Below are 12,737 nucleotides of genomic sequence, written 5' to 3'. Positions count from 1 at the left end.
TCCTTCCTGGCTGGGGTGGGGCTGGTAGTCCGGATCAGGCTCACGCGGCGCTCCGGATGTCGGGGACAGGAAGCGGGCGGCCGAACCCGGACGCCAGGACGTAGCGGATCTCTGCGGCCGGGAGTCCGGCGTGCCGGGCCGCGTCGATGAGAGCGGCCTCGACCACCGTGCGGTCGATCCATCCGGCCTGCGCCATACCGGCCAGGCGGGTGGTGGAGCGGAACAGCTTGCGGTTGCGGCCGGTGTCGGGCTCCATCGCCGCCAGCTCGGCGCACGCGGACCGCAGGGCACCGGCGGCGTAGCGGGCCGGGCCGGTCTGCGCGTCGACCACGGGCATGGCTGCGGCGAGCCTGGCGGCGGCCGGGGCGGTGGTGGTGCGGTCGTGGCCGGTGCGGGTCAGGGCGTCGGCGAGCCAGGTGTCCATGTGTCGGGGGGGTCGTGGTGGTTGAGGAACGCTGGTACAGACCCGCTTCGCTGGTGGAGCCGGGTAGTACCACATAGCCGCCGTAGCACTTGATGTCGATCTGCCAGCCCAGTCCGGTTCGGACAGTGTCGTCACCGTCGCGGACCTTGCCGTGACTGCCTTTCCACTGTCTGGTGGTGCTGTAGATCAGGTGCAGGCCACCAGACGGGGTGTCGGTGGTGAAGGTGTCGGTGCCGACCGTGCCGCCGGACAGCGCGGCGAGGGTGGCGTAGGTGTCGAGCCCATCGGCCGGCGGCGGCTCATCCTGCGGCCAGGGCAAGCCATTGAGCGGCTGACGCGGCGGCGCAGTGGGACGGGTGTCGAGGTCTACGGCCAACAGCCCGGACGTCCACAGGTGTACGGCCCAGACGCTGGTGTGCCAGCGCTGTGCCCAGCGGGCGATCACGCCGGGGTCGGTGGTGGCGGCCCACACGCCGTGGCACAGCGCCCCGTCGCCGCGTGCCAGGCACGGGCAGGTCTGCGGGGTGTGGTCGCAGTGTTCGGCGCGGCAGTCGACGCAGCCGCGCATCGGGGTTTTGGTGCCGTAGTTGAGCGGCAGGACGTGCCAGCCGCGGTGCACCGCCAGCCACAGCGCGGCGTTGGCGGCGTTCTGCACGGTCCGGTTCGTGGTCATGGTCGCGTGTCCTTCCCTGGGCTGTGGTGGTTGTGGTGCAACGGGAAGCGGGGCACGGCCTGGTGTGGTCGTGCCCCGCTTCGGGTGGGGGTGGGCTAGCTCGTCAGCTGTGGCGGCGGGTCGCTGTCGAGGTGGGCGGGCAGCACCGTGGCGGTGACGTAGACACGGCCCAGCATCGACGTACCCCGGTTGGGATAGAAGCTGCTGACCTGCAGCACCTCGAAACCGTGGGCGAGCGCGGGCACGGCCGCGTCGATCTCGTCACGGGTGCCCTCCAGGCGGATCTTCATCGCTGCGCCTCCTGCGGGGTGTCGACGCGCAGCACCAGGGCGGTGGTGTTGTCGCGCTCGGATGTGGACGGCACGGACAGGGCGGCGGCCACGAGGGCGTGGGCCAGCTTCTGAGGGTCGTATGCGAGAGCGATGGCCACGTCGGCGATCTCGTCGTTGGTCAGTACTTTGTGGACGCCGTCGCTGGTGAGGATCACCAGGTCTGCCACGACATCGACGACGGGAATGCTTGCCACGATGGCGTTGGCGATGCTGGTCCGTACCCAGTTGTCGTGCAGTTCGGCGTGGTGCTCGTTGACGCCGACCATGCGCAGTAGCTCGCCTACGGTGTGGTCGGCGGTGTGCTGGGTGAGCACGTCGCTGGTCAGGGAGTAGACGCGGCAGTCGCCGACGTGCGCGATGACGGTCGCCCGGTCGGAGGGGTAGACGACGGCGACCGCGCCGACGGCGTTGGGCTTGGGCGTCTCCGGGCCTGGACCGGAGATGAGTTCGTGCGCGGCCAGCAGTCCGGCGACCGGGCCGCGGCGGGCGGCGACGCGGGCGCTGACCTCTGCCAGCAGTCCGGCCGTGCGCTCGACCTCGGGCGTGCTGCCGATGCCGTCGATGATCGCGGCGGCCGTGGTGGACGCGGTGGAGTGCACGGCGGCGGCGTCGCAGTTGTGGGATCGGTCGCCGATGTCGGTGGCGATGCCCACGGTGACGGTCATCGCGGGGTGCTCGTGGCGGTGGCTGGTCACGGTTCTCCTGATCATGGTTGCGGGTTGGGTGCTGCCGGGTGATCGCCGCAGCTCAAGGGCAGGCCCTACTAATCCGCGCGGGGGTAGTAGGGCCTGCCGGTGAGCCGGGCGGCTGGAAGGTGCCGAGACGGGGTGCGGGTGTGGCCGGGTTTCCGGGTTTGGTGTTCCGGGACCGGGTTTGGCGTTGCCGTAAACCCGGTCCGTGTTTGCGCAGATCAGAACCTGTTCGATGGCGCGGTTCCGGGTTTACGGGTTTGTTTTCGACTCTGAAGAAGGGTTGTTGTGGTTAGGCGTCACCAGTCGCCTGCGCGCATGCGCTCCAGGTCCTCCGCGCACGTCTGGCACAGCGGCGGTCCGAAGCACCTGGCGGAGAAGTCGGGGACGTACGGCGCGAGGGGTTCGGCCTCCTCACCGACCCAACACCCGTGCTCAGGAGTCCACAGCCACGGGATGATCGGGTGCTCGGCATCTTCGCCGCCGATCAGGAACACCCGGCCACCGTCGAGTTGAACGTGGTAGGCGGGGTCGTCCGGCGGTGAGTCCAGGACCGTGACGACGATCGCGGGTTCAGTCGGGTAGTGGCCGACCAGGAGCCGGGAGCCGACGGCGATGTGCGGTGTGGGGATCGGTTCGAACGGACGTGGACGAGTCACAGTGGTTCCTCTCGGGTTGCGGGTCGTGCTGTCGTCTCACCGCGCCTTGTGCACGGCCTCGCACGTCGGGCACCTGGGGTTGCTCGACAGCCACGCGAACCAGTACGTGTTCGGCTTGGGGATCGTGATGCCGCACAGCGTCTTGGCGGAGCCGTTCCACCAGGACCGGGACGCTTCGATGTGCATGACCTCGTGCTCCATCAGAAACTCATTTCCGTCACCGTGAGTGACTGCATGTGGGTGTGCGGGAGCGACACAGGGAGGCGGAACCACCCTGTGTGGGAACCCCGTTTCCGGGGGTTTTCGCTGGTCGGAGCCGTGTGCCTCCCTGGCTCCCTGAACTGGCGTTGATGCTGTTCAGGGCAGGGAGTCAGGGGCAGGGAGGCGGGTAGGGAGTTCTCCCTGCGCGGTGCGTGACTCCCTGATCTTCGAGCGGGGCCTCCCTGCCCTACTCCTCCTCGTTTTCGTCACGCTGTGCGACCGCTTCGTGGACGGCGGCGGTGCGGACGCTCATGACGCCGTCGCTCTTGTAGGGCGTGATGCCGGCGGCGGTGAGCCTGCCGGTGAGGTCGCCTGCGCTCATGCCCTCGTAGGTGCCGGGGTGCAGTTCGCGCAACCGCTGGCGGATGACCTCGGTACGCACGCGGGTCTCCGTGCCCATGACGGCGGTGAGGTCGGCGAGGAAGTCCCGCTCCGGTTCGGTCTCGCCGGTGCTGGTGGTGACCGGGGAGCGCAGGGCCTTGGCCCGGTCGGCGATCTCGGTCGCGGCCTCACCGTCGATGAAGTTCGTGCGCACGGTGATGGAGGGCTGGCCGGTGGGCAGCTGGACGCCGTCACCGGTGATGACCAGCGTTCCCTTGTCCAGGCCCTGACGCAGCTTGTGTGGTGCCGCTCCGGCGTTGACTGCCTTGTCTCCCAACGCCATCTTCGATTCCGACTCGGTACCGAGCACGAGCGAGCCGCGGATGTGCGCACCCTCGCGCACGAGTTTGGGCAGGTTCTCGTCCGTAGGGTTCTGCGTGCCCTGCCACAGGACCACGTTCACCGCGCGGCCCTGGTTGTGGATTTTGCGGGCGGCCATGAAGTACCGCGACGTGGCCTTTTTCCCGCCGTAAGGGCGCTTGTCGTCGCCGACCACCGGCGACATGAACGCCTGCTGTGCCTCGTCCACGATGAGGATCAGCGGGTGGAACCCCTCACCGGAGCGGGCCAGGTCGCGCGTCACGCCGTTCTTGTGCACCTCCGGATCGACGGCGGCCAGGCGGCGTTCCATCTCCGCCACACCGTCTTCGACCATGTGCGTTGCGGCGATGACGTGCTCGTCGGCGGGTCCGGCGATCATCGTCGTGGCCAGGCCGGTGAACATGTGCCAGTCACCGATGCCCTTGAGATCGGCGACGCGGAACTCGACCGTGGGGTCGAGCGCCAGCCACAGCGCCAGCGCGCGCAGCGCGGCGGTCTTGCCCTGATTGGACAGACCCGTGAGCAGCAAATGCCGCTGCATCAACGACATCGCGACCAGGTCACCGCGCAGGTCTTGGCCCCACGGGGCGCGGCCGGTGTAGTAGTCCGCGGTCATCGTGTCGTCCAGGACCAGCGGCGACGGGCCGATCGGCTCATCGAGCGCGCCGGGGTCGGCGATCCACAGCCGCACGGTGCGGGCGGCCTGCGGCACGGTGATGAACACCTCGTGTTCGTGGCGGTTGAGGTTTTCCGCCAGCCGCAGATGCTTGTCCATCACTTCCTTTGTGGACACACCCGACGGGAGCGAGACCTCCAGCTCGACACCGCACCCGGCGATGACGATCGGCGAGAGCATCCCCGCTCCGGCATCGTCCATGTCGTTGATGGCCTTGCGCAGCTCCTTGATGCCGAGGTCACGCAGGGCCTTGACGACGATCGACGGGGTGATCGGCGGGGCGTCGTCGCGGGCCTGGCGGGCGGACGCGAGCCAGGTCGGGACCTCGGTGGTGCGGCCGATGTTCCACAGCACACCCAGCCCTACGGCGGGTACCACGACAGCGACCGGCACGAACAGCACCGACGCCAGCCACACTAGCCACGCGATCGCGTCGATGACCGCCCGGATAGGGCCGATGACCTGCGCGAACTCGCCGGTGGACACGGCCAGGATGATGCCGAGGATCAGCAGCAGCACCGTCACGGTGACCAGGCTGACCGCCGTGGCGCGGGCGATCTGCACGGGTGCGTGCATGAGGGCCTGGTGGCGGCGGTGACGGCGTTCCCGCTCGGCTTCCTTGCGCGCCTCCCACTCCGCGACGCGGGCGAAGTCGCCGGCCAGTTCGGCCTGGCGCATCATCCGCTCGTAACGAGAAGAGGTCTGCGACTCCCACACCCGCTTAGTGACCTTGTAGGCACCGGCCGGGACGTAGAGCAGCACGTTGCGCCCAATCGCCTTGGCGACAACGCGGGTGCGCTCCTCGCGGGACCACTGCACGGCCGCGTTGCCGCCGCGCCGCACCGCCACGACTGCGGCCGTGGCCTTGGCGCGGGCCTGTTCGGCCAAGCGCCGATCGAGCGCGGCGGACTGCTCCGGCGTCATCAACTCGCCAGTGAGCACCTCGTCCGGCGTGACCGCGCCACCCTCTCCGGCGGGCAGCGCGAGCGGGCCGGGGTGGTGCGCGGAGAAGTCGTACACCCGCGCGCCGGACTCGTCTACGGGCTCGCCGTCGCGGTCGGGCTGGGGGTTGTCGAGGGTGGTCATGCTGTCACCTCCTGGCGGCCGTCGTCGGGGCCGTTGTCGTGGTCAGTCGCGGCCTGCCAGACGGCTGCCGCGTAGGTGGCGCGGATGCGCAGGAACTTGCGCACCGCGTCCTTGCTCGGGGAGGCCGGGAGCTTGCCGGAGTCGATCGCCGCGCGGACGCGGGCGACGTAGCCGCCGAACTTGTCGGCGATCTCCGCCGGAACCTCCACGGGCGGCGTTTCCCCTCTTCCCGGGCCGTGCGCGCCCTTCCCGGACGGCGTCGCGCCGGGGGCGGGCAGGGCTGTGAGGTAGGCGGTGATCTCGTCGGCCAGGCCCTCGCCCAACTCGGCTCCCAGGCCCTCGACGGGAAGCCCCGGAACGGTCGCCGGAACAAGGCGGGCGCCGCCGAAGCCGCCGCGCAGGATGAACGTGCCGGGCCGGTAGACCAGGCTGGCCGTGCCGTCGACGGCGACCTCGGCGACGGCCTGCCGGACGGCCGCGCGGCGCACCCGGTGCAGCCGCTTGTGGGCGTCACGCTCGACCCGGCGGGCAGCGCGTTCGGCGGCGGTGCGGCGTGCACGCATCGGAGCGGCGTGCACCAGCTGGTGCACCACGACGCCGCCGATGGACACCAGCGCCATGACCACGCCGTGCCCGATGCCGCCGGGCTGCTCTGCGCCGTGCACGAAGTTGAGGACGGCGGCGATCGCGGCGAACACCCACGTGCCGGTGTGCAGCCACGCGGTGGATCGGCCGGCACGTGCGGCCATCGGCACGGCGAACGCGAACACCCACATCGCGCCTTCGGAGAACAGCGGCAGCAGCACACCGGCCGGGCCGAAGATCTTCACGCCGTACACGGCCATGGCCGTCCACGCGAGCACCGCCGGAACGACGATGACCGGCACGAACATCAGGTCCAGCACGTGCGCGCGGACCCAGCCGGTGAGCTTGGCGCGGCCGGCGGCGCGGCGGTCGCGGGCGGCCTGCTCGACCTGCGCGCGCAGGTGGGTGTCGTGGTCGCGGTCGGCGCGGCGCTGCTCCAGCAGCATCCGGCGGTCCTCGCGTGCCTGCTCTGCGGCGGCCACACGGTCGGCGCGGCGGTTCTCGGCCCAGCTGCTCATGCCATTGCCTCCCAGCGAATGCGGCCCGCACGGCGACGCGGGTTGAACGAGGTGTGCGGACGATGGACACGGCCCTGCGAGAAAAGGCCAGCCGTGCGCGGCAGGTACAGCAGCGTGCACGCGGCCAGCAGCGCGGGCACCGCGAACGCGGCGGCCTGCACGGCCGGGTTGTCGGCAAAACCGGTCACCACGGCCCACTGCACCGCGGCGATGCCGCCCGTGAGGACCAGCAGCTTCCAGAGCAGCACCGCGAACACGAACACGAGGCCGGAACCGAGCAGTAGCAACAACATTGTCGGTTCGTCGGTCATCGCGTCGCCCCGTTCGTGCGGGCGGCGCGGGCGTCGGCGGAGTACTTGGCGGCCAGCTCGCAGGCCTCGTCGTGCTCGGGGTGGGTGCGGTCGCGGACGATCGGGCGCAGCAGTGCCACGCCGTGTGCGAACCAGGCGGCGACCTCATCCGGTGTGGCCTTCATGGACGGGCAGCGCTCCGACATCGTGGTGACGACGTCGCGCAGCGACAACGTGGTGACAGCAAGGGGATTGACGGTGGAAGGCATGACACATGGGGTCCTGTCTGTGAGGTGGTGGTGAGAACCCCAGGCGGGCGGAGCGCGTTCGTGGCGGTTCGAGCCGCCCAGCCTGGGGAGAAGGGGGTGTGCGGGTTGGTGACGGAAGAGTCCAGGACGGAAACGTCACCAGGGGTCGAGCCACAAACGTCACGCGGATCAGGTCAGGTACCCGCGGCTCTCTGCTTCTGCCCACGCCGCGGCTTTCTCGGCTCGGGTGCAGTTGGCCTCGATCGTCTGGCGCTTGCGGGTGGCCGCTTCAGCACCGTCCACATGGGAGCGGTGACCCGACGCGCTGAGGAAGTCCGCGTGGTTCTCCTCCCTCAGCGCCCTGACCAGGGTGGTGACCTTGTCCGTGCGGATCTGTTCCGACTTCATGCCAGCCAGCTCCTTTCTTTGCTGTGGCTGGGCTTCACGGCCGCTCAGCGGCGCTGCTGGTGCGACTGCGCGACGGTGTCGCGCTCGATCTCGCCGATGCGCTGGCGGATCGCGGTGGCGGCGTCGGGTTTCACGGTGTCGGCGAGTTCGGCCAGCACACGGCGCAGCTCTTCAACGGTGCTCATGGCGCTGTCCTTCCGGACGGGGCTGTCTGGTGTGGACGGTTACCGGCACGCGGCGTAGAGCTGGCAGTTGTAGTTGCTGCACACCGCGCCGTCGCTCTGGCGGAGCTTCTTGCCGCAGTGCTTGCCGTTGCGGCCGGTCGGGGCGGTGCAGTGGGTGGCGCTGGACTTGGTTCCGGCCTGCTTGATGCTGAACATGGGCGTGCCTTTCTCGGTCTGGTGATCGGGTGAGGTGGTGAAAGGCCCGGTCCGGCGGTGCGTGCGTGGCGGTTCGAGCCGCCGGACCAGGTGCAGCGAAGATCAGGAAGCGCGCCAGATGATTTGTCGGCCGCCGTGCTTGGTGACGCGGCCACTGGTGTTGCTGTGGCGTGTGATGCCGTAATCGATGAGCCGGGCGGTTAGTTCGCCGGAGGTCAGGCCGCGTGCGATGTAGACGCGGCTGTTCTCCGTGGCGCTCGGGTCTCCGGGGTACAGCAGCCCGGACAGCAGGTCGTAGGTGGTCATCAGGTCTCCCGTAGATGAGTGCGGGTGAGGTGGTCACCGCCAGGCGGGCGGGGGCGCTAGGGCCAGGGCGGTTCGAGCCGCCCGCCTGACGGCAGTTGGGTCAGCGCCAGGTGCGTGCGGCGCTCTCGCCGTTGATGTGCGGGTCGGCGAGCCAGTCCGGCACCGTGCCGTCACCGGCGCAGGTCGAGCACGTGGCCTGGGTGCTGGTCGAGCAGTTAGGGCACTGCATGCGCGGTCTCCGGTGCTGCTCAGGCCTGGTCGAGGTGGCGCACAGCCGCGGTGAGCAGCGGCAGGTGAGCCGGGTAGAGACGTCCGCCGACCTTGTCCAGGCCGTCGGCGAGCGCGCCCAGGTCGGTGAACGGGAACCAGGCGGCGGCCAGTGCGTCGTCCGCGCCGACCGCGAGCACGGTGTGGTCGAGCCGGTACAGGGCGGCGGTGGTGCAGATCCAGGCGTGGTCGGAGTTGCGCGGGTCATCGACGTAGCCGCAGGACAGGATCGTCGGGGTGTGACCGGCCAGGTCCACACCGGTCTCCTCGCGCAGCTCGCGCACCAGCGCGGCCGGGGCGGTCTCGCCGGGGTCGACCATGCCGCCGGGGATGGCCCACTGCCCGGTGTCGCTGCGCTGGATCAGCAGCAGCCACCGTTCCCCGTCGCGGTCGAGGTCTCCGGCCACGACGATCGGGTCGGCGGCGCAGTTCTCGCCCCACTTGCCGAGGTTGCGGCCGGTCTTGCCGGTGCGGCCGGTCGGGTTGAGCGGCCAGTGGTAGGCGTCGAACGTGAACGGCACCAACGCCCTTGCCGCGCGGTTCGGCCAGTTCGGCACGTCCTCCGGGGTGACGTGCGGTTCCGCCCAGCCCTCAGCGACGCTGGCGGGCAGGCCCTTGCGGGTCAGCTCGGGCGGGGTGATGTCCACCGGCGTGTAGGAGGGCCACGGCGTGGACCACGGCCGCAGGTCCTCGGGGATCGGGATACCGGCGGGCGTGTGCTTGTTCTTGGGCATGGCGAACAGGCCCTTTCGGGTCGAGGTGGACTGGAGGGGAGTTCGCGCTTTGCCCGCGTGCACGTGTGTGCGGAACACTGTGCGGGCCTGCGCTCGGTCCTAGCGGACCGTGTGAGGTGGTGAACCTGGTCCGGCGGTGCGTGCTTGGCGGTTCGAGCCGCCGGACCAGGGCGAAGTCACTTCTTCTGCCGCTTCTCCCAGCTGGCTTGTGCCTTCGTGGGACCGCACTTGCAGCTCGGGCAGAAGCACTTGAGGTCGGCCTTCGCTTTGAGCTGGTGGCCGCACCGCGTGCACCAGGTGATGTTCACGGGTTCAGGCATGGCGGGACCTTTCGTTGTGGGCAGTGCGGGGGCAGCGGTATTCGTAGGTGCCGGCGTGCACCCAGACCGGGTCACCGAAACCGGGATCGACCTGCACCGTCTTGAGGTCGCAGCCGGACGGGCAGTCGCGCACGGTGTGCGGCAGCGCTTTCACGAACGCCACGCTCATGACGACACCGGCCTGTCTGGCTTGCGCTGTCCGGTCCAGGGCAGCGGCAGGCCGTCGTTCTCGCGCCGGGGCACGAAGTGGATGTGCAGGTGGAACACCGTTTGTGTGGCAAGGGAACCGCGGCTGGTGATGAGGTTGAAGTCCCCGCCGCAGCGCACCGCGTACACGGCCGCGAGCTTCATTGCCGCTGCGGTGACGTCCGGGTCGTGGGCGGCGTCGGTGACGTGCAGCCGGGGCACGATCAACCGGTGTCCCGGGGTGACCGGGTGGCGTGGTGAGAAGATCACCGCGTTCCGGTCGCTCTCGTTGTACTCACCGGCCATCACGCGCTGGCAGAACACACAGCCGGGCTCGTAGAGCAGCTTGGTCGTCACTGCTCACCGCTCTCGGTAGGCCGGTTCTCCAGCAGCTCCAGACGCAGGTGGCGCGTGTCGATCGGGTAGCCGCGCCGGGTGAGTTCGGCGGCCAGCCGCTCGATCAGCGCGACCGACCGGTGACGGCCGTGCGAGCAGCCGACCGCGATCACACACGACTTGTCCTGAAAGGACATCGTGTCCACGTACACGGTCGCGAGGTGCACTACCACCTCCGCGGTGGGACTGCACATCACGACCCGCTGAACCTGTTCGTCGCGGCCGTCGCGGTGCGCCAGGTCCTCCCCCAGCGCGGCCGGGTCATGCAGGCTGCGCCGCACGTCGAAAACCAGGTCCGCTTCTGGCGGCTGGTTGTGCAGGTAGCCGAACGAGATCAGGCGATACGACACGGTGTTCTTCACGCGGCCTCCGTCATGTCGTCGGTGTCGTGGGTCAGTTCGAAGCAGGGCCAGCACTGCCGGGTGCTGGTGGGCAGCACGTACAGCGGGTCCCGTCCGCAGGTGCGGCAGATACGCCGCGCGAGGTTGGCTTTGGCCAGCGCGGTCCATTTCGCCGGCGTCATCGGCCGGACCGGCACCGCGCGAGCGATCAGATAGAGGTTGGCGAACCACTTCGCCTTGGAACCGCGGTGTCGCCCGTACATCACCGCCACCGGGTCAGCCCCGCCAGGACGCAGGCCCAGCGCACGCAACTGGCGGCGGGTGGCCAGCACATCGCGGGGTGCGCAGCCGTGTGAGAGCAGCGGCAGCCCATCGAGAGTGCCGTGTGTGTACTGCTGGGCGTCCGACCACGCCACCGTGGCGAGCACCCACGGGTACTGGCGGCGGCCCACGGCTACAACGCCGCCGTCAGCAACGCCACGTTGTGCGCCACCAGCAGCGCGGGCAGCACCACCGCGAACGTCACCGCCGACGCGTTCACGCCGCCACCAGCACGGGCGCGCCGGCCTTGTTCGAGGCGGCCCAGAACGCATCGGCCCGGACCTGCGCGTTCTGGTAGCGCCTCCAGGCCAACCCGGTCCGCAGTTCTGCGTCGACCTTGTTCCCCATCACCTCCCCCAGCACCTTCCGGTAGTCGGCTCGCGCCGGGTACTGCCCGACCAGAAGAGTCAGCGACGCCACGCGGGCCGCGAGGCTAACCAGCGCCTTACGTGCGTCCAGGTAGCCAGCGCACGCCTGCTCTTCAGCCAGCCGCAGCGCGGTCAGCGGCGACGCAACGAACGTGGTCTTGAACATGGCAGAACCTCCGTAGAAAGAAAGTGAGTAAGAAAAGGGGATCTGGTGGCGAGCCAAAGGCACGGCTTCGCCACCAGATCCCCGGTTCGGCCTCCTACCTGCGTAAACAGGTTGTTCGAAGGCCTCTTCGCACACCTGAAAAAGGGTGCACGAAATAAGCGTTATGTAGCCCCGCTCCCGGGGTTCTTATCTCACGTGGTGCTTGCGCATGCAGGACGAATTACCCATCGACTCCCGGAACTCCGGGCTACCTCAGGAACGTCGTGCGCAATGGCCCCAAAGCGGAGCGACCACCTGACGACACGTGAGTGCCGCTCACACGAAGCGAGATTGAGTTGTGGATCTCGCCGCCTCCTGACCCCCTGTGACCTGGGTCGCTCTGGCGACAAGACAGAAGCTAACAGTTGATATGTGACCTGGTCAACAGTTAGGCATGACTTGCCCAAAACTGGCGTTCTACCTGCGCAAACGCTGGTAGGTAGCCTGTTAGGCCACTGGTAGGCTGTGGCCGTTGTCAACGAACGGAGGCCCCATGTCAGGCGAGAGCCCGCGAGCCGAGCGGAGGGAGTCGCTGCGGCATCAGGTCGTGCGGAACATCCGCAACCAGATCGACGCTGGCAAGCTTCGTCATGGACAAGCCCTGCCGTCGACGCGCGAACTGGCGGAGCAGTGGGACGTCAGCGTTTTTACGATCAATGAGGCGATGAAGGACCTCGTTAAAGATGGATTTGTCGTGACGAAGTCGCGTTCCGGGCGCGTCATCCACGCTCCTGATCAAGCGGAGCATCATGAAGTGCTAACCGCAACGCCTCATGTTCTACTGATCGGCGGATACGCTGGAAGTGGAAAAACGGAGCTTGGTCGTATCTTGGCGCGAGAAACCGGCTGGCCAATGCTCGACAAAGACACGCTTACCCGTCCGGTGGTTGAAGCTGCGCTTGAAATCCTTGGGGCGTCTCCGAATGATCGAGAGTCCGAAGATTACCTCACAATGGTGCGTCCGCGTGAGTACGAAGCACTGATTAACGCAATGACGGAGAATGTCCAATGCGGAAATAGCGCAATCGTGACCGCTCCGTTCATCAAGGAGTTCAAGGACACGGCTTGGCTTAAGAGAATTGAGGCGGGCTGCGTTGACTTGCACGCGAAAGTGACCGTGGTTTGGGTCTACTGCGATGCGGACACAATGAACACCTATATCCGTCATCGGGGCGCGGCTCGTGACATGTCAAAGCTCGACAACTGGTCAGGTTACCTGGGCGGCATTGACGTTGATTTCCGGCCGCCCGTGCCGCATGAAGTTATCGACAACAGCGCGTCCGGAGTTCCGTTGCAGACTCAAGCGCGCGACTTGATCTCGCGTATTACAGCGTAGGCTTGAGCCTAAAACCCGACGAAGAG

General features: G+C 68.4%; 22 protein-coding genes and 1 pseudogene. 1 reads left to right on the top strand and 22 read right to left on the bottom strand.

Features of this window, described 5'->3' with window-relative positions:
* Nucleotides 1-40: 40 nt before the first annotated feature.
* The 22 genes and pseudogenes from SK854_RS30240 to SK854_RS30140 all read right to left on the bottom strand — a co-directional run bounded on the left by SK854_RS30240 (nt 41) and on the right by SK854_RS30140 (nt 11,336).
* Nucleotides 41-424, bottom strand: coding sequence for a hypothetical protein (locus SK854_RS30240; RefSeq protein ID WP_319978509.1), 384 nt, complete (start codon nt 422-424; stop codon nt 41-43).
* A gap of 28 nt (nt 425-452) precedes the next feature.
* A pseudogene (locus tag SK854_RS48285) lies at nt 453-1,097 on the bottom strand (bifunctional DNA primase/polymerase); the annotation flags it as partial.
* A gap of 95 nt (nt 1,098-1,192) precedes the next feature.
* On the bottom strand, nt 1,193-1,387 hold the full coding sequence (locus SK854_RS30235) for a hypothetical protein (protein ID WP_319978508.1): 195 nt from the start codon (nt 1,385-1,387) through the stop codon (nt 1,193-1,195).
* Nucleotides 1,384-2,124 carry a PP2C family protein-serine/threonine phosphatase gene (locus SK854_RS30230; protein WP_319978507.1) on the bottom strand — a complete coding sequence of 247 codons (741 nt, stop codon included), beginning with the start codon at nt 2,122-2,124 and terminating at the stop codon, nt 1,384-1,386. Before SK854_RS30230 ends, SK854_RS30235 begins: the two co-directional genes overlap by 4 nt.
* A gap of 293 nt (nt 2,125-2,417) precedes the next feature.
* The gene (locus SK854_RS30225) at nt 2,418-2,777 is read right to left on the bottom strand and encodes a hypothetical protein (protein ID WP_319978506.1); all 360 of its coding nucleotides are present in this window, start codon (nt 2,775-2,777) and stop codon (nt 2,418-2,420) included.
* A gap of 36 nt (nt 2,778-2,813) precedes the next feature.
* Nucleotides 2,814-2,978 carry a hypothetical protein gene (locus SK854_RS30220; RefSeq protein WP_319978505.1) on the bottom strand — a complete coding sequence of 55 codons (165 nt, stop codon included), beginning with the start codon at nt 2,976-2,978 and terminating at the stop codon, nt 2,814-2,816.
* 247 nt (nt 2,979-3,225) lie between these two features.
* Entirely contained in the window at nt 3,226-5,502 is a 2,277-nt protein-coding gene (locus SK854_RS30215) for an ATP-binding protein (protein WP_319978504.1), read from the bottom strand.
* Complete coding sequence (locus tag SK854_RS30210) at nt 5,499-6,605, bottom strand: hypothetical protein (RefSeq protein ID WP_319978503.1); 1,107 nt, start codon at nt 6,603-6,605, stop codon at nt 5,499-5,501. The genes SK854_RS30215 and SK854_RS30210 overlap by 4 nt, the downstream gene beginning before the upstream one ends.
* Nucleotides 6,602-6,916 carry a hypothetical protein gene (locus SK854_RS30205; protein WP_319978502.1) on the bottom strand — a complete coding sequence of 105 codons (315 nt, stop codon included), beginning with the start codon at nt 6,914-6,916 and terminating at the stop codon, nt 6,602-6,604. The genes SK854_RS30210 and SK854_RS30205 overlap by 4 nt, the downstream gene beginning before the upstream one ends.
* Nucleotides 6,913-7,164 (bottom strand): hypothetical protein, encoded by a 252-nt coding sequence (locus tag SK854_RS30200; RefSeq protein ID WP_319978501.1) that lies wholly within the window; start codon nt 7,162-7,164, stop codon nt 6,913-6,915. The genes SK854_RS30205 and SK854_RS30200 overlap by 4 nt, the downstream gene beginning before the upstream one ends.
* Before the next feature lie 168 nt (nt 7,165-7,332).
* The gene (locus SK854_RS30195) at nt 7,333-7,551 is read right to left on the bottom strand and encodes a hypothetical protein (RefSeq protein WP_319978500.1); all 219 of its coding nucleotides are present in this window, start codon (nt 7,549-7,551) and stop codon (nt 7,333-7,335) included.
* A gap of 44 nt (nt 7,552-7,595) precedes the next feature.
* Nucleotides 7,596-7,736 (bottom strand): hypothetical protein, encoded by a 141-nt coding sequence (locus SK854_RS30190; RefSeq protein WP_319978499.1) that lies wholly within the window; start codon nt 7,734-7,736, stop codon nt 7,596-7,598.
* Between the two features lie 39 nt (nt 7,737-7,775).
* Entirely contained in the window at nt 7,776-7,931 is a 156-nt protein-coding gene (locus tag SK854_RS30185; protein ID WP_319978498.1) for a hypothetical protein, read from the bottom strand.
* 102 nt (nt 7,932-8,033) lie between these two features.
* Entirely contained in the window at nt 8,034-8,237 is a 204-nt protein-coding gene (locus tag SK854_RS30180) for a hypothetical protein (RefSeq protein ID WP_319978497.1), read from the bottom strand.
* Between the two features lie 100 nt (nt 8,238-8,337).
* Nucleotides 8,338-8,466, bottom strand: a complete 129-nt coding sequence (locus SK854_RS30175) for a hypothetical protein (RefSeq protein WP_319978496.1) — start codon at nt 8,464-8,466, stop codon at nt 8,338-8,340.
* Between the two features lie 19 nt (nt 8,467-8,485).
* On the bottom strand, nt 8,486-9,238 hold the full coding sequence (locus SK854_RS30170; RefSeq protein ID WP_319978495.1) for an NUDIX domain-containing protein: 753 nt from the start codon (nt 9,236-9,238) through the stop codon (nt 8,486-8,488).
* A gap of 176 nt (nt 9,239-9,414) precedes the next feature.
* The gene (locus tag SK854_RS30165) at nt 9,415-9,558 is read right to left on the bottom strand and encodes a hypothetical protein (protein ID WP_319978494.1); all 144 of its coding nucleotides are present in this window, start codon (nt 9,556-9,558) and stop codon (nt 9,415-9,417) included.
* On the bottom strand, nt 9,551-9,727 hold the full coding sequence (locus SK854_RS30160) for a hypothetical protein (protein WP_319978493.1): 177 nt from the start codon (nt 9,725-9,727) through the stop codon (nt 9,551-9,553). Before SK854_RS30160 ends, SK854_RS30165 begins: the two co-directional genes overlap by 8 nt.
* Nucleotides 9,724-10,101, bottom strand: coding sequence for an HIT family protein (locus tag SK854_RS30155; RefSeq protein WP_319978492.1), 378 nt, complete (start codon nt 10,099-10,101; stop codon nt 9,724-9,726). The genes SK854_RS30160 and SK854_RS30155 overlap by 4 nt, the downstream gene beginning before the upstream one ends.
* Nucleotides 10,098-10,502, bottom strand: coding sequence for a RapZ C-terminal domain-containing protein (locus SK854_RS30150; RefSeq protein ID WP_319978491.1), 405 nt, complete (start codon nt 10,500-10,502; stop codon nt 10,098-10,100). The genes SK854_RS30155 and SK854_RS30150 overlap by 4 nt, the downstream gene beginning before the upstream one ends.
* Complete coding sequence (locus SK854_RS30145) at nt 10,499-10,909, bottom strand: RRQRL motif-containing zinc-binding protein (protein ID WP_319978490.1); 411 nt, start codon at nt 10,907-10,909, stop codon at nt 10,499-10,501. Before SK854_RS30145 ends, SK854_RS30150 begins: the two co-directional genes overlap by 4 nt.
* A gap of 109 nt (nt 10,910-11,018) precedes the next feature.
* Nucleotides 11,019-11,336 (bottom strand): hypothetical protein, encoded by a 318-nt coding sequence (locus tag SK854_RS30140; protein WP_319978489.1) that lies wholly within the window; start codon nt 11,334-11,336, stop codon nt 11,019-11,021.
* A 532-nt stretch (nt 11,337-11,868) separates the two neighbouring features.
* Here SK854_RS30140 and SK854_RS30135 point away from each other — a divergent pair.
* Nucleotides 11,869-12,711: a GntR family transcriptional regulator gene (locus tag SK854_RS30135; RefSeq protein WP_319978488.1), complete on the top strand. Its 843-nt coding sequence runs from the start codon at nt 11,869-11,871 to the stop codon at nt 12,709-12,711.
* The last annotated feature ends 26 nt before the right edge of the window (nt 12,712-12,737 follow it).

The organism is Lentzea sokolovensis, from assembly GCF_033949975.1.
Taxonomy (GTDB): Bacteria; Actinomycetota; Actinomycetes; order Mycobacteriales; family Pseudonocardiaceae; genus Lentzea; species Lentzea sokolovensis.
The sequence above is the reverse complement of the archived record's forward strand: the minus strand, read 5'-3'. Positions and strand labels throughout refer to the sequence as shown.